Annotated in this window: 13 protein-coding genes and 1 CRISPR repeat array; of the genes, 4 read left to right on the top strand and 9 right to left on the bottom strand. The window is 72.3% G+C overall.

Annotated features, from left to right (window positions below; all coding sequences use genetic code 11):
- Nucleotides 1–252: 252 nt before the first annotated feature.
- The 9 genes from V1J52_RS04250 to casA form a co-directional block, all read right to left on the bottom strand.
- The gene (locus V1J52_RS04250; protein ID WP_330138218.1) at nucleotides 253–486 is read right to left on the bottom strand and encodes a hypothetical protein; all 234 of its coding nucleotides are present in this window, start codon (nucleotides 484–486) and stop codon (nucleotides 253–255) included.
- A 659-nt stretch (nucleotides 487–1145) separates the two neighbouring features.
- Nucleotides 1146–2369, bottom strand: coding sequence for a helix-turn-helix domain-containing protein (locus V1J52_RS04245; protein WP_330138217.1), 1224 nt, complete (start codon nucleotides 2367–2369; stop codon nucleotides 1146–1148).
- A gap of 940 nt (nucleotides 2370–3309) precedes the next feature.
- Nucleotides 3310–5535: a CRISPR direct-repeat array (repeat unit 29 nt; unit sequence GGGAACACCCCCACAGGCGTGGGGAGCAG).
- Nucleotides 5536–5640: 105 nt separating this feature from the next.
- Nucleotides 5641–5991, bottom strand: coding sequence for a type I-E CRISPR-associated endoribonuclease Cas2e (cas2e, locus tag V1J52_RS04240; RefSeq protein WP_330138216.1), 351 nt, complete (start codon nucleotides 5989–5991; stop codon nucleotides 5641–5643).
- Nucleotides 5988–6935 (bottom strand): type I-E CRISPR-associated endonuclease Cas1e, encoded by a 948-nt coding sequence (gene cas1e / locus V1J52_RS04235; RefSeq protein WP_330138215.1) that lies wholly within the window; start codon nucleotides 6933–6935, stop codon nucleotides 5988–5990. Before cas1e ends, cas2e begins: the two co-directional genes overlap by 4 nt.
- Nucleotides 6932–7654 (bottom strand): type I-E CRISPR-associated protein Cas6/Cse3/CasE, encoded by a 723-nt coding sequence (gene cas6e, locus V1J52_RS04230; RefSeq protein WP_330138214.1) that lies wholly within the window; start codon nucleotides 7652–7654, stop codon nucleotides 6932–6934. The genes cas1e and cas6e overlap by 4 nt, the downstream gene beginning before the upstream one ends.
- Complete coding sequence (gene cas5e / locus V1J52_RS04225; protein WP_330138213.1) at nucleotides 7654–8424, bottom strand: type I-E CRISPR-associated protein Cas5/CasD; 771 nt, start codon at nucleotides 8422–8424, stop codon at nucleotides 7654–7656. Before cas5e ends, cas6e begins: the two co-directional genes overlap by 1 nt.
- Nucleotides 8421–9629: a type I-E CRISPR-associated protein Cas7/Cse4/CasC gene (gene cas7e, locus V1J52_RS04220; RefSeq protein WP_330138212.1), complete on the bottom strand. Its 1209-nt coding sequence runs from the start codon at nucleotides 9627–9629 to the stop codon at nucleotides 8421–8423. Before cas7e ends, cas5e begins: the two co-directional genes overlap by 4 nt.
- A gap of 83 nt (nucleotides 9630–9712) precedes the next feature.
- Nucleotides 9713–10498, bottom strand: coding sequence for a type I-E CRISPR-associated protein Cse2/CasB (gene casB / locus V1J52_RS04215; RefSeq protein WP_330138211.1), 786 nt, complete (start codon nucleotides 10496–10498; stop codon nucleotides 9713–9715).
- Nucleotides 10495–15258, bottom strand: coding sequence for a type I-E CRISPR-associated protein Cse1/CasA (gene casA / locus V1J52_RS04210; RefSeq protein ID WP_330138210.1), 4764 nt, complete (start codon nucleotides 15256–15258; stop codon nucleotides 10495–10497). The genes casB and casA overlap by 4 nt, the downstream gene beginning before the upstream one ends.
- Nucleotides 15259–15748: 490 nt before the next feature.
- On the opposite strand from casA, the gene fxlM reads away from it, so the two are divergent.
- The 4 genes from fxlM (at nucleotide 15749) to V1J52_RS04190 (ending at nucleotide 21376) form a co-directional block, all read left to right on the top strand.
- Nucleotides 15749–16960, top strand: coding sequence for a methyltransferase, FxLD system (gene fxlM / locus V1J52_RS04205; protein WP_330138209.1), 1212 nt, complete (start codon nucleotides 15749–15751; stop codon nucleotides 16958–16960).
- A 102-nt stretch (nucleotides 16961–17062) separates the two neighbouring features.
- On the top strand, nucleotides 17063–17239 hold the full coding sequence (locus V1J52_RS04200) for a hypothetical protein (RefSeq protein ID WP_330138208.1): 177 nt from the start codon (nucleotides 17063–17065) through the stop codon (nucleotides 17237–17239).
- Nucleotides 17240–17417: 178 nt separating this feature from the next.
- On the top strand, nucleotides 17418–20183 hold the full coding sequence (locus V1J52_RS04195) for a lantibiotic dehydratase (protein ID WP_330138207.1): 2766 nt from the start codon (nucleotides 17418–17420) through the stop codon (nucleotides 20181–20183).
- 257 nt (nucleotides 20184–20440) lie between these two features.
- Nucleotides 20441–21376 carry a lanthionine synthetase LanC family protein gene (locus V1J52_RS04190; protein WP_330138206.1) on the top strand — a complete coding sequence of 312 codons (936 nt, stop codon included), beginning with the start codon at nucleotides 20441–20443 and terminating at the stop codon, nucleotides 21374–21376.
- Nucleotides 21377–21538 lie beyond the last annotated feature (162 nt).

Below are 21538 nucleotides of genomic sequence, written 5' to 3'. Positions count from 1 at the left end.
ACGCCTGCGCCCGCACCTGCGCGTCGGTCAGCCCGTCCTGGGTGATCCGCTCCTACGGCGGCCCGCCCGGTGGCCGGCGGCCGGGGATGCGGGTGGCCTGCCAGGCGTCGTAGAGGCCGCCGCCGACCGGGCACACAGCCCCCCGCCTCCGGCACGTCGGACAGCGCCGGCCGTGCCGCAGCATGTCCCCCCACGCCCGGTCCGCCGCCCGCTGCCCGGCCGTCAACGGCCCAGCCGCCGCCGCTCCGCACGTCACCACGGCCCGCACCCCCCGGGCACCGGCGGCAGACCATCCAGCAGCGCCAGCCGGGCCACATACCGCCGCACCAGCACACGCTCCACCTCCCCGACCGCGATCGTGCGCGGCGGAACCGGACGGCACACGCACACCACCCGGCCCGTGACGACGATGCGCCGCACACCGACCACCGGCGGCATCACCGCTCCCACCACCGCGCGGGAAGCGGCGTCCGGCAGTCCGCGCACCACCACACCGTGCAGCCGCCCCGGGACTCACCCGGAATGTCCACGACCCGCTCCAGAACACCGGGCCTGTGACAGCGCATGCACACCGGCGGCGGCACCGACCCGCTCACGCGACAACCGTCCCGTACCAGCACTGCGGACACTCCCACACCGACTCCACCGGCGCCCCCGACCTGATACGGGCGCTGGCGAGATGGAGGTCATCACTGGGCGCGCCACAGGCGGTGCAGCGGCCCGGCGGCTCGTCCTCGGCGGCTAGACACCCCCGGCACAACCGCCGCTCCCACCCCGGCCCGGACAGCGCCTCCACGCAGCTGACCACCACGCCGGTCGCCGTACCGCATCCATCACACGTCGCGCTCACGAGGCGGTCACCTCACCCGAACCAAGGCCGGACCGGAGAGCCGAAACACATCCGGGACAGGCGTACAGCCGCTCAGACGGGTGCGCATCGGCCTTCAGCGTGCCCACGGGCACACCGTCCTGGGTCAGTTCCGAGCAACGGCAGCAGCGGCGCAGAGCCCGCACGGGCGGGTAGCCGCCCGGACCGGCACCCGCAGGTTCAGTGATATCCATGTCACCGAAAGTAGGCGCCGGTCGGGGAGCGGAGGGGTAGGGCCTGTACCCCTTGGAGAAGAGGTACAGGCCCTACCCCTCACTCAGGCAGTTACCGGCACCCCCATGCGATGCCGCAGCACCTCAGCATCACGCCGCACCGTCGCCGGTCCGTTCGCCGTGACCTCCGCCACCGCACCCCGTGCGAACAGGTTGTAGCGCACGGTCTCCGGCGACTCCGTCCATGCCCGTTGCAGCATGTGCACCACCGCCACCGGCTCGCGCTGTAGCGAGTAGGCCCGCGCGGTTTCCACCGAGTGGAACGCGCGGCGCGTCGCCGACGGCACAGCCGACACATCCACTCGCTCAGCCGCCTCCACCGCGTCCCGACCCTGTACCAGGTCTGCGCGCATCGTGATGGCGTAGGCGTCCACCATCGCCTGCCCGAACATCAGGTAGGGGTGCACGTAATCGCGGAGGCTGCGGGCCGCGTCGTCTGCGTGGTCCCAGTACCGCTCGGCGTCACCTCGGCGGCCGACCTTCGCGTAGGACAACGCGGCTGCTAGGTGCAACAGGCCCCAGCGGGCCCGTGAGTCCGCGTCCCGCTCGGGGTCCAGGAGGTCGGCGGCGCGCATCGCCAGGTCGACGCGCGCCTCATGCTGCTCCCCGGCGTCGCGGAAGACGTGGTTCATGTACCAGGCGGCCGAGGCGATGGCCCGCGGGCTGTCCGCGTCCTGCGCCGCCGTCATCGCCCGGTCCCCGGTCAGCATGACCAGCTCGGGGACTGGCTGGAAGGACAGGAACAGCTGCGCGAGGTGGTAGACCTCGGTCTGAGCGGCGAGGAGCTGGCGCCGCTCGGTGCCGGTGGCGGCCCGGGCGGCGTGCTGCACGTCGGCCAGGAGGTCGGGCAGCAGCGCAGCGACGCGTGTACGGTGCGCGCCGGCGGCGTGCCACAGTCGCCATGCGTCAGCGACGCGGTCCAGCAGCACGCTCGCCGAGCCGGGCTCTTCATCGGGCGTGCCGAGCTGGTACCTCGTCAGGGCGGCGGCGACGGCCGGAAGAGCGTCGTGGGCGGCCTTGCTGTAGGAGGACGCGGTGAGCCGTTCCTCGCCGGTGAGGTCAGCGAGGTCCTGGGCGGCGAGGACGTCGGCCAAGCGCAGCAAGACGGGCAGGCGGGGGACTCCGAGGCGGCCGCACTCGATGGCCTTGACCCATTCGGCGGAGCGGCCTACGAGTCCGCCAAGTACGGGCCGGGTCATACCCCGGCGTTCGCGTAGGCGTCGCACGCGCTGGCCGAAGGTCTGGGGGGTGTCGGTGGGGTCGGGCATACTGGTGCCTCCGTTCTGACCTAGACACTCCGGACGGTACCCGCCTGTGCAGCGCGGGAGACAGTGAACGGCCCCCATCTCGCACCGAGGTGGGGGCCGTTGCCGTACCCGGGCGTGACGAAGCGTCCCTGCCGGCCCGTCCCGCCGGGACGGGGCTGCGTACTCGGCCGCCACGTCGATGCTGGCGCGTAGGAGACACAGTGCCGAGGAGGAACATCCCCGCGTGTGCGGGGAGCAGAACGACAGGCCGTTCCAGCGGCCGATCACCCAGGGAACATCCCCGCGGGTGCGGGGAGCAGCAGCGTGCGGCTTCGACCGACGCGTGCGGCCAGGGAACATCCTCGCGGGTGCGGGGAGCAGGCGCTGTACCACTACGTCACCGCGCAGCGCCCGGGAACATCCCCGCGGGTGCGGGGAGCAGCCCATCATCACCGGCTCGCGCCGGCCACGGTCGGGAACATCCCCGCGGGTGCGGGGAGCAGAAGATCCCGTGGACGCGGCTGCCCGTTTACGGGGGAACATCCCCGCGGGTGCGGGGAGCAGTGGGCCGGTGTCTTCTGCGTCATGCGTGCATCCGGAACATCCCCGCGGGTGCGGGGAGCAGGAACTGAACGCCCTGCTGGAGGAGTGCGTCCAGGGAACATCCCCGCGGGTGCGGGGAGCAGGCAGTGCCAGCGGGTAGCGCGCACGGCGATCGGGGAACATTCCCGCGGGTGCGGGGAGCAGGCGCTGGCGAGGAGTTCGCCCAGCTCGGTGTCGGGAACATCCCCGCGGGTGCGGGGAGCAGTGGCGCTGCGTGCGGTCATGGTGCTCTCCATCGGGAACATCCCCGCGGGTGCGGGGAGCAGCGGTCGCGGCTTGGCGGTGTGTTGCCCGTGACGGGAACATCCCAGCGGGTGCGGGGAGCAGTCCAAGGCGCGGGCGTTGTCGTCCGGCCCGCCGGGAACATCCCCGCGGGTGCGGGGAGCAGTCGCCCGATGTGCGCTTCCATCACGAGGCGGTGGGAACATCCCCGCGGGTGCGGGGAGCAGCGAGTCTCTCCGGACCGGCCGGCCGTGGTCGTGGGAACATCCCCGCGGGTGCGGGGAGCAGGTCCCGCCGGGCTGGTACAAGCTGAACGTGCCGGGAACATCCCCACAGGCGTGGGGAGCAGCGTGCGGTGCTGGCCGCCGTAGAGCGTGCCCGTGGGAACACCCCCACAGGCGTGGGGAGCAGACGAGGTCTTTCCCTTTCGCTTGGGTGAGTCGAGGAACACCCCCACAGGCGTGGGGAGCAGCGCGACCCGTGGGACCTGTCCGAGGTGCGCACGGGAACACCCCCACAGGCGTGGGGAGCAGCGACCGACGAGCTGAAGTACCTCTACTGCACGGGAACACCCCCACAGGCGTGGGGAGCAGGACCTCAAAGACAACGCCGAGGACGGCGGCTGGGAACACCCCCACAGGCGTGGGGAGCAGACCGCCTGCCCCGGCACCGCGAGGATCACCCAGGGAACACCCCCACAGGCGTGGGGAGCAGGACCCGGACGACGTCGGGGGGTGCCTCGTGAAGGGAACACCCCCACAGGCGTGGGGAGCAGACCGCCAAGGCGCGCGCTGCCCACCTCGACCGGGGAACACCCCCACAGGCGTGGGGAGCAGTTGTAGATCCGCTTGTTCGCCACCCACGACGCGGGAACACCCCCACAGGCGTGGGGAGCAGGTCGACGTCGCGCCGGTAGTCGTCCCGGGTGCGGGAACACCCCCACAGGCGTGGGGAGCAGGCCATGCAGGCGAGGCAGTCCGACGACTTCAAGGGAACACCCCCACAGGCGTGGGGAGCAGCGCGAACCACTCCCACCTGGGGACCGCCGCCAAGGAACACCCCCACAGGCGTGGGGAGCAGTCTGCACGCCGGCCGGGGACGGGTCGGCGGTCGGGAACACCCCCACAGGCGTGGGGAGCAGGACGCTACTCCGACACTTTCAGCCACACAACAGGGAACACCCCCACAGGCGTGGGGAGCAGCCTCGTCGATGTCCTCCACCGCAAGGCCGAAGAGGAACACCCCCACAGGCGTGGGGAGCAGAGCGGGCGGCGACCCGCTCGTATTCCAGGTCGGGGAACACCCCCACAGGCGTGGGGAGCAGTGGATGCCCTGGTGCTGTGGTCCGCTGCTGCCGGGAACACCCCCACAGGCGTGGGGAGCAGGGCCTTCTCCTTCTCCAGGCGCATCGCGGCGCGGGAACACCCCCACAGGCGTGGGGAGCAGGGAACCCTCCAGTACGAGCTTCACCACGGCCTGGGAACACCCCCACAGGCGTGGGGAGCAGCACTCGCCCCCTGCCGGTCAGGCTCACGAGCCGGGAACACCCCCACAGGCGTGGGGAGCAGTCCAGCTCGGCATCTCCGGACCCCGCAAGGGCGGGAACACCCCCACAGGCGTGGGGAGCAGGGTGCCCGGGAATCTCTGCGTCTGCTTGAGGCTGGAACACCCCCACAGGCGTGGGGAGCAGGTCGCCACGACCGGGTTGTCGGCCTCGGCCGCGGGAACACCCCCACAGGCGTGGGGAGCAGTCGTCCGGCGGTTCCTGGTCCCGGCGGCTCACGGGAACACCCCCACAGGCGTGGGGAGCAGTACGAGTACGCCAGGGATCAGGCGCTTTTGGAGGGAACACCCCCACAGGCGTGGGGAGCAGCCTGCCGGAGGACGGGGGCGGGGCAGCATGAAGGGAACACCCCCACAGGCGTGGGGAGCAGACACTGGGACCCGGCTGAACGTCGGAGACAAGGGGAACACCCCCACAGGCGTGGGGAGCAGATCAGGTCCAGCGCTTCCTTGAGGGCGGTGCCGGGAACACCCCCACAGGCGTGGGGAGCAGAGCGAATCCGCAGGTCACAGGACCGAGATCCGGGGAACACCCCCACAGGCGTGGGGAGCAGCGCCGTCCCCGCTCCCTGGTGCAGCCGCCGCTGGGAACACCCCCACAGGCGTGGGGAGCAGTGAGCAACGTCTCCGGTTCTCGTGGTGTCGAGAGGAACACCCCCACAGGCGTGGGGAGCAGCTTCGCAAACGACTCCGGGGACACCTCGCGGGCGGAACACCCCCACAGGCGTGGGGAGCAGGTAGTTCGACAGGTCGCCGAACACCATCACGTAGGGAACACCCCCACAGGCGTGGGGAGCAGAGGGCGTGAGCTGGGGTTTTATCGGCGGGGGCGGCGGTTTTTACTTACTTCTTGAGAAACCGGCATTGCGTGCATATCGGGTGTTCCTGGAGTCGTGGCGTGGTGTCAGCGGTTGCCGAAGCGGCGGCGTTTCGAGGCTTTGCTCCAGCCCTGGCGTGGCAGCGCCGGGGGAGGGACGTCGCGGGGGGACGGGCGGTGGATGAGGGTAAGTCCTTCGTGGTCGGTGGGGTGCCAGGCGTGGTCGTGGGTGCGGAACGTGAAGCCCTGTTCGTTGTCGGTCTGGTAGACGAGCAGGGCGCGTCCCTGGCCCGCGTAGGTGCGGACCTCCTCCCACAGCAGGTCGCGGATGCGGGCCGAGGGGGCGCCGAGGAAGACGCCGGGGGAGATCTCCAGGAGCCAGCGGGTGAGGAAGCCGCGCAGGCCCGGCGGGCAGTTGGCGAGGACGATGACGGTCACCAGATCGGCTCGTCCCCGTAGTTCCGGCCGCCGGTGACGTGGGTGTCGTCGTCGGTCTGGAGCGTCACGCGGTCCTGGCCGTCGCCGGTGTCGCGGGTGCCGTCGTAGCGCAGGAGGTCCTTGATGTCCCGGACGCAGCGGTCGAGCAGTTTCGTCTGGCGGACGCGGTCCCGGACGGCCCGGCGGGTCCGTGAGGCCATGTCCTCCTCCCCCTCGGCGGCCGCGTCGAAGGCGGCGGGGATGCCGATCTCCGTCTTGTACAGGTCGGCTACGTCGTAGACGAAGGACCGTTCGTGGCCGGAGTGGACGAAGCCCAGGGCCGGGGAGCAGCCGAGGGCGGCGACGACGGCGTGCGCGATGCCGTACATGCACTGCCCGGCTGCCGTCACGCCCTGGTTCGGGGCGTCGGCGGCGAGGAAGTCGTCGGGCCGGTACTCGCGGCGCCGCCAGGGCACGCCGGTGCGGGCGGCCTCCCGCCGGTAGCAGTCCTTCACGCGGCGGCCCTCCATGGTCAGCAGGTCCTGGCGGGTGCGGCCCGCGGTGTCCTCGCCGGGGAACCGCATGCGGTACATGGCCCGCGCCACGTCCAGGCGGGTGCGGCGGTTCGCCCAGGCCGTGGCCTGGGCCTCGGCCAGTCCGGAGGAGCGGCTCAGGGCGCGCCCTCCCGCGTAGAAGCGCACGCCGTGCTCGCCCGTCCACACCACCGCGGCTCCGCACTCGCCGAGGACGGACATGGCCTGGTGCGTGACCCGGGTGCCGGGGCCGAGGAGGAGGGTGCCGATGGTGGCGGAGGGGATGTGGGTGGTCCCCTCCGCGTCCGTCGCGGTGATGGCGTTGTCCTCGCGGTGCACCGTGCACCGTTCCAGGTAGATGAAGGAGACTCGGTCACCGATGCGGCCGAGTTCGTGGGGCGAGGAGGCGCCCCGGCGGCTGACGGTGCTCATCGCGGCCCGGCCGGGGCGAGGGTGAGGAGGCCGCAGCCGTACGCCTTCGCCTTGCCCAGGCCGTGGGTGAGGACGCGGCGGAAGACGGCCGGGTCGGTGACGCGCAGCCGGCCGTCGAAGGTGACCCGGGTGAAGCGGACGTCGTTCCTGCCCCGCTCGGCGGGTGGGCGGCGGAACTGGAGCGGCACCTGGTCGCGGACGACCAGTTCGTACGCGTCGCCGTGTTCCGTCAGCCGGAGGTCGGCGGGTTTGCGCACGACCTCGAACCCGGACTTCTCCTGCCGGTCCAGCAGCCACTTCATCTGGTGGCGCGGCGTGCGGTGCGCGGCGCGCTTCGTGGGCGAGTCCGGGGCGTCCTGGGCCCGGCGGATGTTGTGCACCGGGTTGGCCGTGAGGCGGAAGGCCCAGGTGTCGCCTTCCGTGAGGGCGTCCAGGAACTCGGCGTAGGCGAACGTCGTCCACCCCGGTGTCTCCAGCGTCGGCCAGCCCGCCTGCTCCACGAGGTGGGTGAGGTCGGGACGGTCGGGGCTGACGATGTAGAGCGTGGTGTCGGCGTCGTGGTCGCGGTCGATCCGCCACAGCGCCCGCGGCCCCTGGCCCTCCCGGGGCTGGGGCCCGGGGAAGGACATGTTGACCGCGCCGTGCATGAGGTGCGGCGAGCCGATGAGCCGACGTGCCCCGGAGCGGGCGGTGTTGACGCGGAAGCGTGTCAGGTACATCAGGTGGTCCTCGAAGACGTGTCGGCCGCCTGCGCGTCCCCTCCCGGCCGGGCGGGCGGCGGGCCGGAGGGGACGGGCGCGAGCGCGGCCGTGGGATCGTGGGAGGGCGGCGGCGCGGTCCGGCCGGTGCGGACACCGCGCGGTCCGTAGCGGCGGTGGCGCGGGTCGAAGCTCAGCGGGGTGTCCCGGACCGAGAACTCCGGCGTCCCGCCGGGCGGGCAGTCGGTCAGCAGCTCCAGCGACGCGTGGTCCCCCGGGCCGCCGCGCTGCCCGGCCGCCTGCCGGGCGTGCCAGTCGGACGCCTGCCACTCGGCGTTCCGCAGCACCTCCTCCAGCGTCCCCTCCGCCGGTCCGCCCATGTCGAGCGGCCGGGACGGCGGGCAGGAGCGGCGGCCGAGGTAGGGCAGGAACTGCGGTTCGAGCACGGCCCGGTGGAGGCGTCCGAGGAGGTCCGCGTCGCCCTCCACGCCCGCCACGAAGACGGCGTCGGCCAGGTAGAACCGCTCCGAGACGGGCATCGACTTGCCGGAGTCGGCGTGGTGGGCGGTGTGGTAGTCGCGCAACCGCGAGCCGGGCTGGTCGATCCGCACGCCGAAGCGCAGCGCCGCCAGGTCGGAGAGGTCCGCGTCGCGCGGGCGGCCCTGCGCGGCGGCGAGCAGCCCGAGGACGCCGCTCTTCGTCGGCGCGTTCTCGGTGCCGCGCCGGGCGAACCGGGACGCGGAGCCCCACGCCTGGAGGGGCCCCGCGAGCCGCAGGAGCAGCACGCTCACGCTCCGGCTCCCAGCTGTGCGGCGACGGCCTCCCGCACGTCCGCCAGCAGCTCGGACAGCGTGACCTCGGTGCCGAGGGCGGCGAGCGGCTTGGTGTCGGCGCCCACCCGCATCACCCACGTGCGCGTGCTCTCCGGCTCGTCATACGCCCGCTCCAGCTCGGGGACGTGCTGGGCGAGGCGCTTGCAGCTCTCGGCGAGGAAGCCGCCCGACTCGCCCCGGCGCACGGGCTCCTCGAAGGCGTCGACGAAGCTGACGGGCCGCCGGGTGCGGAGCTTGACGATGACCGCCGCCGGGAGCGTGTGGTTGCCGAACGTGTTGATCTTGCCCGTCGGCAGGGAGTTGACGAAGGCTTCGACGAAGGCCGCCGTCGCCTTCTCGGCGGGTGTGGAGGGCGACTCCCCGTCACGCAGGCCGAGGCCGAGGTTGCGGTGCAGGGCGTCGACGTCCACGGCGGCGTAGCGGTAGAGCGTGGCGGAGTTGAAGTCGATGGAGCCGATCATGCCCGCGCCGGACTCGTCCTCGGTGTTCCGGTCGTCCACGGCGGTGTAGTAGTCGGACTCGATCTCCGTGCGGTGGACGCCGATCGCGTGGGCGACCTGGGTGGCCGCGTCCACGTTGAGGTCGGAGGAGTCCGCGACCATGCGGCCGAAGAGGGCGATGTCGACCGAATGCCGGGTGTCGACCGCCTGCCGGGCCCTGCTCTTGTTGTCCTTGTCCTTGAGGAACTTCTTCAGCGCCGGGAGGTCCCCACCGGGGCCGCCCTCCACCGCGAGGGCCGCGAGGGCGTCGAGCTGTCGCTTGCTCAGGAACATGAGGTACGCGGACTCGGGGGCCGCCGCCTTCTCCCCGTCCTCGTCACCGGCCTTCGCCTTCCGCTTCGGCACCTCGATCTTGGAGCCGGTGGCCGTCTGCATCATCTCGGCGGCCAGCTCCACGGCCAGCGACGCGTCGAGTGTGGAGTCCAGCGCGGTGATCCGCTCGGCCAGCGCCTCGGCCACCTTCTTCGTGCGCACCCCCAGTTCGGAGGCGGGCAGCAGGTCGTCGAACGCCTTGCGCGTCGCGCGCTTCCACGCCTGGCTGGACACCCGGGCGCGCCGCACGCCGCCGTAGGTGGCGGTCTTGGGCGTGCCGGTGTCGTCACGGTTGAGGTTGCTCGGCGGGACGGTCTGGAGGACGTGGACGTCGAGGATGGTGCGCGTCACGGGCGTGTTCCGTTCCTGTGCGTACTGGTGTCAGTGGGGTGTGCGGTGCCGTGCGGGGGCTGGTGCGGGACGGGCCGGGGCGGTCACTCGCCGGAGTCGTCGGCGTCGCCGTCGTAACCGGGGAGCGGGTCGTCCGGCGCCTGACCGGCTTCGGCGTCCCGGGGGCCGCGGGTGTAGGACAGGTGGAACTCGCGTCCCCAGGCGCGGCGGACGTCGGCCTGCCGCTCCTCGTCCTGCCACAGCCACAGCTGGTGGGCCAGCCGACCGTAGTCGAGCGGGATGCGCGCGCCGCGCAGCAGCAGCACCATCTCCCGCAGCCGCACGGCGAGCGAGTCGAAGGAGGACGAGGTCCCGATCCGCACGAAGCGCTTGCGGAGGGTGTCGTGGACGGTGTCCTCCGGGCGCGGCGCAGGCCGTCCGCCCCCGAGGGCGTCCGGGCCCGCGCCGTCGCCGGCGGCCCCCCGGCCGTGTTCCGCGAGACGCCGGACGGCCCGGCCCAGCGGCCAGTCGCGCACGTGCATGTCCGCGTCGTGCACGGACTGCTGGTGCAGCGCCCACAGCGTCACCGCGACGTGCACCGCCTCCTCCTCGCGGCTCTCGCGCGTCTCCGCCCGGCGCGCCTCCTCGCGGGAGAAGTGCCGCAGCGGTGCGGCTCCCGCCTCCTCCCGGAGTTCGGCCAGGTACTCCAGGCCGTCGATGCCCCAGCCCGCCGGGGCGTCGTGCGCGCGATGCCCGGCGCCGCGCCGCAGCCGTGCCAGGGCGGCCACCGCCGCCGGGTTGTCCCTGCGGTAGAGGGCCTGGAGCCGGCCGACGCAGCGGGCGGTGGCCAGCTCGGGGCGGCTGCGCTCCGGGGTCTGTGCGGTGTTCACGGGGTGGCCTCCGTCGGGGTGGCGTGGTCACGCGGGGCGGCCCGGGGCAGGACCCGGGCCAGCCGCTGGCGGAAGTGGAGCTGGGCCCAGGCGTCGTCGATCCAGCGCTTCCCGAGCCCGGGGACGTCCGCCTTCCGCCCCTCCGAGGCGGCCGAGCCCGCGGCGTCGAGCAGTTCGCCGCCGATGCGGACGATGTGACCGCGCGCGGTGTCCCGCCACTGCTGCCGGGCCGCTTCCGGGTCGGTGTGGCGGGCCAGCTCCGCCAGCCACCGGCGGTAGGGGCCGTCGAGCGCGCCGAAACCCCGGTCGCGGGCGGCGTTCACGGCGCCCTCGGGATCGGAACCGGCGGCGCGGGCCAGGTTCGCGGCGAGGTGCCCGAGGGCAGCGACGGCCTCGTCCGCGTCCTCCACGGCGTCGATGGCCGTCTCGCCGTACACCGAGTTCTCCTCGTGCAGCACGACGACGGGCATGAGGACGGAGTCGTCCACGACCTCGTCCACCACGGACTGCTGCGTGCCGTAGACGGCCCCGACCGTGCGGACCCGCAGTAGGGCACCGGGGTCCAGCTCGCCTTCCGTGGTGAGCATCGCCAGCCAGCGGACGATGCCGGAGGGCAGCTTCTCCGGGGGCTCCCCGCCCCTCTCGCGCGGGGTCCGGTCCGGGAGGAGGCTCGCGAGCCCCCGCCAGGCCGACCGGTTCGGATCGTGCTGCCGGGGCATGTAGACCAGCGCCCGGCCCTGCTTCTTCTCCTGCGCGGGGCTGCGCCGCCAGCCCGACATGGGCTCCAGCTTCCAGGGCGCGTGGAGGGCCAGCCGGTCGCCGTAGCCGAGGACGACGCCGGTGACCGCGCCGTCCTCGTGGTGCAGGCGCACGCGCCGGGACTGCCAGGTGTAGAGGTCGCGCAGGCCCTTCGGCGTGCGCGGCCCCGAGGCGTCCCCGGTGGCTCCGGGGCCGTAGGGCGGGTGCCGCCAGGCCGGGCGGTCGTCGGTGTGCGACCCGTCCCCGCCGGGCACCTCGATGATGTCCTCCTCCAGCGGGACGAGGTTGAGCAGCAGCGTCTCGCGCAGGGTGTTCCCCTCGGCGTAGACCCCGCCCAGGTCACCGGCCGAGCCCACGCCCAGCGGATACACCTTCCCGGCCTTCGCCCGCTCGTCGCCCGCCATGGCGGACTTGATGCCCGAGGGGTCGAAGGCGTGGGTGTGCACCAGCCAGCGGGCCGCCTCCGCGTAGGAGAGCCGCTCCACGCCGGGACGCCGCATGGCGAAGAACGGCTCGCCGTTGGGGACGTCGGCGACGATCCGGTTGAGCGAGGCCACCTCGTCCTTCGCCGTGCGCAGGTCCGCGACCTGGAAGAACGGCGTCTTCGGGTGCAGCAGGCCGAAGCGGTCCCGGTGGGCGTCGAGGTAGCCGGGGACAGCGTCGAAGGCCGTCTCCGGCGCCGCCCACAGGCTCCCCCAGTCCTCCAGCTCGGCGGGGCCGTCCAGCGCGTCGTACAGGACCGCCAGCAGCAGGCGCAGCAGGGCGAAGTCCTGGGTGGGGACGTCCCCCACCAGCCGCCGCACCTCACCGGCCCGGGCGAAGACGTCCCGCAGCGACAACTCCCCGGTGCGGCCGTCGAGGTACTCGACCGGCAGCCAGGGGGAGGTGACGAGGTCGAAGGAGGGCGGCCCCGCGGGAGCCGCCGGAGCGGAGGGCGCCGTCATGCCGCCTCCCCGGCGGCCGTCCGGCGCGGTGAGCGTGGCCCCGGACGCTCCGTCGGCCGGGATAACCGGTGCCCCACCGGCCGGGTCGTCGGCACGGGCGCCGTTGCCCGCTGGTCGTTCACGTTCGTCTTCCTCCTCGACATGCGCTGTGTTCTGCGGACGCGGCGAAGCCGTCGCGGACGCGTCGTCCGGCAGCACCCGCAGCCCGTCCACCGCGCTGTAGCGCAGCACGAACCCTGACAGACGGGTCTGACACTCCCCGTCCAGCACGAGGAACAGCTCTCCGGCGAGCCACGGACACTCCTTGACCTGCCAGGCCGGGACACCGAACCGCTCCAGCTCCGCGATGGTCGCGTCGATCACCCACGGCTTGCAGAACTGCCAGGGGAGCGTGAGGGCGCTCGCGGCGACCGCCTCCGCGGCCCGCCGGTCCGGGGCGAAGTCCGTGGGCAGCTCCAGCCCGCCCCGCCCGCCGTCGAGCCACGGCACGGTGGTCAGACGGCCGTCCCTCATCCGCTGGATGACCAGGACCTCCAGGCTCTCCTGGCTGTCACGCACCTGCGCCCGTCCGGTGCGGGTGTCGTCCACGTCCCCGGCACCGGCCCCCAGCCAGCCGAGGACCGGACGGCCCGCCCGGCGCACCGGCCCCAGCAGGAACGCACCGGCCCGCTCCTGCTTGCCCTTCAGCGCCCGTGCCTCCTCGGCACGGGCCGCCTCCAGGGCCTCGGCCCACGGCGCGGGCCCCACGTCGCCGTCCCCGTAGGCGGCCTGCACCAGCGGACTGATGCCGTCCGGCAGGATGAGCGGCGCACCGTCCAGGTGCGGTTCCAGCACGGCCAGCGCCCGCAGCAGGGCGTACCGCTGGTAGACGGCCTGCGAGCCCCGCACGGGCTCGGGCGGCACGGCCTGCCAGTCGGCCACACCCGTCACCAGGCAGCGGGCCCGCGCCAGCCGCGCGGGCCGGGGCCGCGGGTGCCGGTGCAGCCGTCCGATGCGCTGGAGCAGCAGGTCCACGGGGGCGAGGTCGGTGACCAGCAGGTCGAAGTCGACGTCGAGTGACTGCTCGACCACCTGGCTCGCCACGACGACGTGCGGCCCCGCGGGCCGGTCCCCGTCCGGCCCGAACCTCTCCCGCAGCGCGGCGTCGTTCGCCGCGCGGTCGGCGGCCAGGAAACGGGAGTGGGCGACGGTCACCGCCCCCTCCCCGAACCGCTGCCGCAGCACGTCCGCCACGTCCAGCACCCGCGCCACGGTGTTGCGCACGACGAGCGCGCAGCCGCCGCCGTCCAGTTCCTCCGCCAGCCGGTCGGCCAGGAGCGCCGGATCGTCGTCCAGCCGCTCCACGGCCACCAACGTGCGGCGCTCCGACGCGGTCCCGGGCCGCGCGGACAGACGCGGCGCGCCCGGCGCGACGGCGGTGATGAGCGGATAGGCGTCGTCCGCCGCGTCGTCCGCCGTGTCCGCCTCCCAGCCGTCCGGCCCCGCGTAGGCGGCGGCCAGGGAGCGGCGGCGCCCGGCCGGAAGCGTCGCGGAGAGCAGCACCACCGGCACCCGGTAGGCGGCGAGCCATTCCAGGACACGGTCGAGGTACCGGTTCATGTAGGCGTCGTACGCGTGCACCTCGTCGATGACGACGACCTTGCCCGCCACCGCCAGGTGCCGCAGCGCGAGGTGACGGCTCTTGAGCCCGGCGAACAGCACCTGGTCGATCGTACCGACGGCGAACGAGGCGAGCAGCGACTTCTTCCGGCCGCGCAGCCACTGGTGGGCGTGGAGCCCGGCCGGCTCACGGCCCTGCGAACGCCTCACCCCGGCCTCGTCGGGCAGGTCCGGTTCGACCGCGGCGATCGTCCGGCGCCCCTCCCGCATCAGCCCCGCCCACACGTCGTTGAGCGCGGCCTTGGCGTGCGCCAGGACGACGGACCGGGGGCCGTCGAGCGGCAGGTGGTCCAGCCAGGCCAGCAGGCGCGGGAACATGGCGTCGCCGGTGGCCCGCGTGGGCAGCGCGACGAGGCAGCCTCCCGCGCCCGTCCTGGCCGCGAGGATCTCCGCCGCGGCGAACGCCGCCTCCGTCTTGCCCTCGCCCATGGGGGCCTCGATCATCAGCAGCCCGGCGGCGGGCATGCGCCGCGCCATCCGCACGGCCTCCACCTGCACCGGCCTCGCCCGCGCCCCGCCGGGCAGGTCGAACCGCTCCGCGAACAGCTCGTCCGCCGCCTGCTCCGGCTCCTTCGGGGCCCACGGCTGCGGCAGGTCGAGCCCCCGCCACGCGGCGTCCAGCCGACGCGCCTCACCGACCGGCCCGGCGGGCCGCCACGAATCCGGGTCGTAGGGGAACAGCTCGGCCGCGCTCGCGATCCAGTCCGAGAGGATCACCACGGCCGTGAGCACCACCTGCGCGGGCTGCGGCAGCCGCACCTCCCGCCACGCAGGCAACCGCTCCGTCACCCCGGCCAGTTCGGCGCAGCCGTCCATCAACTCGCGCTGGAACCGCCGCCACCGGTCCGCGCTCTCCCCGGTGTGCCCCAGCAGCCTCGGCCGGAGCTGGAGGTCGTGGAGCTGCTGGTGCTCCGGCGGCGTGCCGTGGTGCCCCCCGGCCACGACGGCGAACTGCCCCGACGCCCGCCCGCTGAACCCGTGCCGCTCGGCCAGCCACTCCTGGAGCAGCACCTGCCCCGCGAGCCCGTGCGGCGCCCGCCGCCGGTCGGCCCCGAACTCCCGCTGGTACGGCATGTCGAGGCCCGCGTCCCGCATGTCCTGCGCCAAGGACTCCACCTGGCAGGCGAACGCGGGCGTGGCCTTGCCCGTGTCGTGAGACGCCGCCAGGAACACGACGAGCCGCCGCGCGTCCGCCTCGCCCTCCGGCAGCGCCTCGGCCACCAGCGCCCTGACGCTGCCGGGCACCCACGCGTCCCACAGCTTTCCCGCCACCGCCGCGCTGTCCGCCATGTGCCGCCACAACGGCAGCCACCCGTCGGTCTTCCGGTCGTGCTTGGCCCACGCCGTCCGCGCGGCGCGCGAGAGACGGGGGAAGGGAGCACTGTCTACGGAGACCATGAACGGAGCCTTCTTGTGGTTCTGCACCCAGGCGGTGTGCGGTCGGCCGGGGCCACCGCGGCAGAGGTGGCCCTGTGGTGGGCATCTACAGCGCGGCGGGGCCTCGCGTGGGGAACGCGGCATCCAGCGCCGGGTGCCGTTAGAGCGGACGTCGCGTCGGACTTTACTACTTTTCGCAGTGCCTCTGTCACTGCTTGACGCATCCCGAGCCGGGCCGCCCGCACCGGTGCACATCCAGGAGGGCGCGCGACGCTGTGTCCGCAGGAGGCGCGGCAGGTCAGGGAGAGCGCGTCCCGCCGCGTGCTGGAATGGCGGGCCTCACGTCGGCCGCTCGCGGAGCATTGTCGCCCGCCCCACAAACGACTGTGGCAATCCTGCCAGACCGAGACGACTCAACGTAGCCGTGTGTTTACATAGTCTGGGGCTCGCGGCACGTGAATCCCTTTCACGTGTAAGGGGAGTGACGGGCGGTGCGTGGGAGGTCAACGGCGTGACAACGGACGTGGAAGCAAGCTCCGCAGATCTGCGTGAACGCATGGTGCGAGGTCTCGTTGCACGTGGGACGATCGAGTCCCCAGATGTCGAAGCAGCGTTCCGGACGGTGCCCCGGCATCGCTTCGTCCCCGAGGTAATGGCGGCGGATGCGTACGAGGCGCCGGAGGCCGTCTTCACCAAGCACGCTACCGACGGCCGACCGGTCAGCTCCGTCTCCGCACCGTGGCTGCACGCGCGCATGCTGGAGGCGGCCCGCCTGGCTCGCGGGATGCGGGTCCTGGAGATCGGCTCAGGGGGGTGCAACGCCGCACTCCTGGCCGAGATGGTCGGCCCGGGCGGGTCCGTCACCAGCGTGGACATCGACCCGGACATCACCGGCCGGGCGCGTCGGCTGCTGGACGAGACGGGATACACCCGCGTTCGCGTCCACACCGGGGACGGCGCGAAGCCGTTGGCCGACGCACCGCCCGGAGGCTGGGACCGCATCATCGTCACCACAGGGTCCGCCGACCTACCCGACGCGTGGTTCAGCCAGTTGGCCGACGGGGGCCGCCTGGTCGTTCCGCTCCGCTTCCGCGGTCTTGCCCGCACCTTCGCCTTCGCCTGGGAAGGCGCACACCTGCGGAGCTACACCACCATCGTCTCCGGCTTCCTCGCGATGCAGGGGCAGAGCGCGCACGCGCCGCGTGTGGTGCAGCTGGCCGATGCCGAGGTGAGGCTCACGGTCGACGAGGGGCAGCCCGCTGACGACCTGGCCCTGCGAACAGCGTTCTCCGCTTCCCGGTGCGAGAAATGGAGCGGAGTGCACCTCACCGGCTCGGAAGGGCTGCTGCCGCGTCTGGACGTCTGGCTCGCCGGAACTCTGGCCCCGTACGGGCGACTCCGCGCCACGCAGGGCGCAGCCGAGCGCGGGCTCGTCGGATGGGTCCTGGGCACCGGCGCAGCCGCCGTCTGGAACGATGAGTCACTCGCCTATCTCGCCCTCCGCAACGCCCCCGCAAAACCGGGATACTTCGAACTCGGCGCCATTGGTCACGGCCTCGACCGGGAAGATTTGGCCGTAACCCTGACCGATGCCCTGGCCCGCTGGGACGCAACGGCGCGCGGCTGCGGGGAACCCGTCGTGCGCGCCTACCCCCGCCGAGGAACCGAGCATCCCGGCGGCGTCACGATCGAGAAGCCCAGCACCCGGCTGACGGTCTCTTGAACCAGTGCTCGGAAACCAGTGCTCGGACCGGCCCGCCCCGGACCAGCCCGTATGACGTCTCGGGAGCAAAATCCGGGGACCTATTCCAACAAGGAGAACGGAATGACGCTGCCCACGGCACCACCGCCACAGGAGTTGGCGGACGCTTTCGATCTCGACCTGCAACAACGCTCTATCGGTGAACAGTCCGTCTGGGTGGGCGGCGGTGAGGAGGAAGGCGACACCACGGGTGACGGCTGCGGCGAGTCCCCGCCCCAAGGCCCGACCACCGGCTGCTGAACCACTTTCAGTACCCATGGCCGGGTGCTCGTGCACCCGGCCATTCTCCTTGCCCTCTCGGGCCCCGCCCCGGACGACTGGTGGTGCGATGTCCCGCAGGCTCTTCTTCGCTCAGCCCCTCGCCATGGCCCGCGTGCCCCTCCGTCCTTACCAGGGGCCCAGCCCTTCGGGTGACGGCTTGCTGGCGGAAGGCCTGTTTCTCGCCAGCCGCAGTGCCGAGCAAGCCGCAGCCAACGACGGGAAACGCGCTCGAACCACGTTGAGGGCCTACGACATTCGCTCGCGTTCCCGCACAACACCGCACGGAGTTTTCACCGGTGTGGCCGTGGCGGCCCTGACCTCACGCACCACCACACTGCGACTCAAGCAGCCGCACCGAACCATCACCACGCCCAGCCCGGCATGGCTGACGGCAGTGGCCGAGCGACTGCTCGCGGAAGAACCCGCACTTCTCACGGCACTGACACTGACCACCACGAATCTAGCCAGTCGGCGCGGCGACCGGCTGGAAGCCGAGCACCCGGCACAGCACGGCGCCGAACTCGGAAGTGTCCGGGAGACCGAGGTCTCACGCTGGCTGATGCAGACGTGTACCAACGGAGCACGGGCCGATGACGTACTCGCCCAACTCACCGATCGCTATCCCACAGCAAAGCCAGCGGACATCTCCCGTGCCGTGCACGACATGATCGAGGCCGGGCTGCTGCTGTGCGACGTTCTCCCGGCTGACCTGCGTGACGACCCGCTCCAGCACCTGCTTGACCGCCTTCCCGCCGGGGCGTCCGCCTCCACGAACCTGGAACGGCTCCGCATGCTCATCTCCGAGGCTGACGCCCACCCTCCCGGAACATCACGTCGACGCGCTCTGCTGACAGCGGCACGCAAGCAGGCAGACGCCCTACACCTCACATCCCGCCCCTTGACCGCCGACACCTTGGTGAACGCCGAGATCGCCCTGCCCCCGTCCATTGGCGACAGCGCTGCCCTGGCCGCATCGGTGCTCTGGAGCATCGGCCACCGCAAGCCACCACTGACTGACTACCACCAGCGGTTCCGCGCCGCGTACGGCCAACACCGGCTCGTCCCGCTGCTGGAGGTCCTCGACCCCGTGACCGGGCTAGGACCACCCCTGCTGGACGACGCGATGGGCGCCGATGAGGAACTCGGTGCTGCCCGCACCGCCGCGCTGGCCGCTCTGCTGTCCGACGCCTTGTGCACGCAGGCCCACGAGATCGCCCTCCAGGATCACCACTTGGAGCAGCTCGCCCATGACTCGGCGCTGCCACCGCCACGGACCGCTGAAATCCACATCCAGCTCCTCAACGGTCCCGGCCAGGACCTGCGCATCGCTGTGTGTCCCGGTACCGGTTCCCAGGATGCCGGCGCCGCATTCGGACGCTGGGCACGCTGGCTGCCCGCCCTCACCCCTGCCGAGCCCCACGACGACGGAACCGGCCCGATGATCGCCGAGATTGTCTGCCGTACCCGCACCGCTGCCCCCGGCGCCCTCGCCACGGAAACCAAGGCCGCCCCCTGGCGCATCCCCCTGGGTGTTCCCACCCGGCCCGGTGACCTATTGCCCGAAGACCTCGCCGTCACCACCGCAGGTGAACATCTGCTGCTGTGGTCCACCCGGAACCACCGCCCTGTCGCACCAGTCCTTTATAGCCGCATCGCCCCGCGTCTGCTGCCTCCCGCAGGCCGCGCCTTGTACTTACTCGGCCACGCCGGGACCCGCCCGTGGCACCCGTGGAACTGGGGACCGCTGTCCAGCTTCCCCTTCACACCACGCGTGCGCTACCGGAACATCCTCCTCGCCCCGGCCCGCTGGCAGGTACCCGCTGCGCTGGCTGTCACTGCTGGCAACCGCCAAAGCTTCGCCGGTGAACTGGAAACGTGGTGTCGCCAGGCTCGCCCCACCCCACCTGACACCGTGGTCGCTGCGGAAAGCGACCGTCACCTCCCGCTCCTCCTGCGCGACCCAGATCAACGCGAGGTCCTGCGCCGCAGCATCCACCGAGGCACCCGCACCCTCCTCGAACCTCTCGGCCCGCCGGAAACGCTAGGCGTTCTCCCCGGGCCCAACGGCGAACGCCATCTCGTTGAACTTGTCGTAGCCCTCAACCGCCGCCGGGCACCACGAGCACCAGCCACCCCGCGTCGGGCCCTTCGCGCCCCGTACACCGGCCGCCATCTGCCCGGCAGCAGCTGGCTCTCGGCGGCACTTCCCGGACCCACCGACCTCCACGACGCAGCGCTGCACGAACTTGCCCCGTTGCTGCAACGCATCGCCGCCGAAGCCGGGGTGCACCGCTGGTTCTGGCTGCGCTACACCACCCCCGCGCTCGGCGCCCACGTGCGCCTACGTTTCCATGGTGACCCCGCCACTCTCACCTCATGTGTACAACCTCAGCTGGCCCACGCGGTAGCACGGTTACGCCGCCGCGGCCTGTGCAGGAGCATGCATTTGGAGCCCTACGATCAGGAGATCGAACGCTACGGCGGACCACAAGCCATCTCTGCCGCCGAGCGCTTGTTCTGCGCCGACAGTCACCTAGCGCTCCTCGCCCTCTCCCATACCGAGGACGAACGCCTTCTCATCGCTGCCGTTTCCGCAGCCGACATCGCCGCCACCCTAGCCCCCGACCAGCCCAGGCTTGCGCTCAGCCCCGGCCGCCTCACCTCCGCCGAGCGCCGCCACCGCGACATCCTCCGCCCCGCCGTACGCCAGGGCGCCAGCACCCCGCTGCCCCGGTCACTGACTACCGCTCATGAGGAGCGCCACGACACCCTCGTCGCCTACCGCGACACCCTTCCCCCACAGGCAGTCGCTCAGTGCGCCTTCGACGTCATCCACATGCACGCCAACCGGGTCCTCGCCGTCGATCCAGGCCGCGAACGCCTCGCCCGGACCCTGGCTGCCGACCTCCTCCACCGGCCATGAGCGCTGACATCCGCACGCGGGCCGCCGCCAAGGCCACAGCGATCGCCCAGAGCCTCCGCGAACCGGGAGCCGTCACCGCTGCCGTCTCCTCACGAGCCGCACATACCCTTTGCTACGGGCTCGCGGGCACCGCACTTCTCCACGCCTGCCTCCAGGACGCCGCAACCGCCGTGACGCACTGGAACGCCGCCTCCCGCGCCCTCGGTACCGCTCCACCCGACGGCATCCACACTGGACCGGGTTCCCTCGCCACCTCCTTGATCATCGGTACCGCCTATCTTCCCAAGCCCGGCCCTCACCACGAGTTCGTGCCTCGCGCCACCAGTTGGCTCTCCGCCCGTGCCCAGGCGCTCGCCCACCACCAGGAGGCCAGCCCGCACGGGTGGACATGCTGGGCCGTCTACGATGCGATCAAGGGACTCACCGGCATCGGACGTATCCTCCTCGCCGCCCACGCAGCGGGCCATCACGCCGAAGCCAACGACGGACTGCGCGCAGCCCTCACCACCCTCACGCGCATGATACTCACCAGTCAGGGCAACCGCCCGGGCTGGTGGCTCCCCGCGCACGCCCACCCCCCGACCGTCCGCGTACCTACCTCCGGCGCCGCCACCACCGGCCTTGCTCACGGCATTGCCGGGCCCCTGGCCCTCCTCGCCATCGCCCAACGTGCCGGCCACACCGTCTCCGGCCAACGAGAGGCCATTCGCGCCGCCGCCCACTGGCTCCTCACCTGGGCAGATCCGGGCTCTTCCTGGCCGCCCTACATCAGTGGAGCCGAACTTGACACTGGACCAGGGCCCGGCACCAGCGACGTACGCGGCCGGAAGACTGCCTGGTGCTACGGCATTGCCGGAACCGCGACAGCCCTCACACACGCATCCCGTGCTCTCAACGACTCCGACCTGTGGGATACCGCGAGGACCGCCCTGGCACACATCGCACCGTACCCCGGGCAGTGGGACACGGAAGGTACCGCCATATGCCACGGCAGCGCCGGAATACTCCTGGCTAGCAGCCGCTGCACTCCCCACCTCGCCGACACCGTTGCGAACGCCTCCTTGACGATGACCTCTGCCACACCCGGTTTCCTCAACGGTAACGGGGGATCTGCCCTGGCTCTGGCCGACTATGCCGGTCTTCTCGCGCATCCGCAGTCAGCCGCCTGGGACGCCATTCTGCTTCTGTCCTGACACCTCCCGCGTGCGGTGTAAGGACCGCAACTTTCCGTCACGATATGCGGGAACTCGGCACTTCGTGCTTACTGGGAAGGGCAGATCCGCGCCGAGTGGCATCCCCTGCACCGACGGGGGAACACCCCCGCAGGGTGCGGGGACGAGGCGAACATCAGCCCT

It is taken from the genome of Streptomyces solitudinis (genome assembly GCF_036323765.1).
GTDB lineage: Bacteria > Actinomycetota > Actinomycetes > Streptomycetales > Streptomycetaceae > Streptomyces.
The sequence above is the reverse complement of the archived record's forward strand: the minus strand, read 5'-3'. Positions and strand labels throughout refer to the sequence as shown.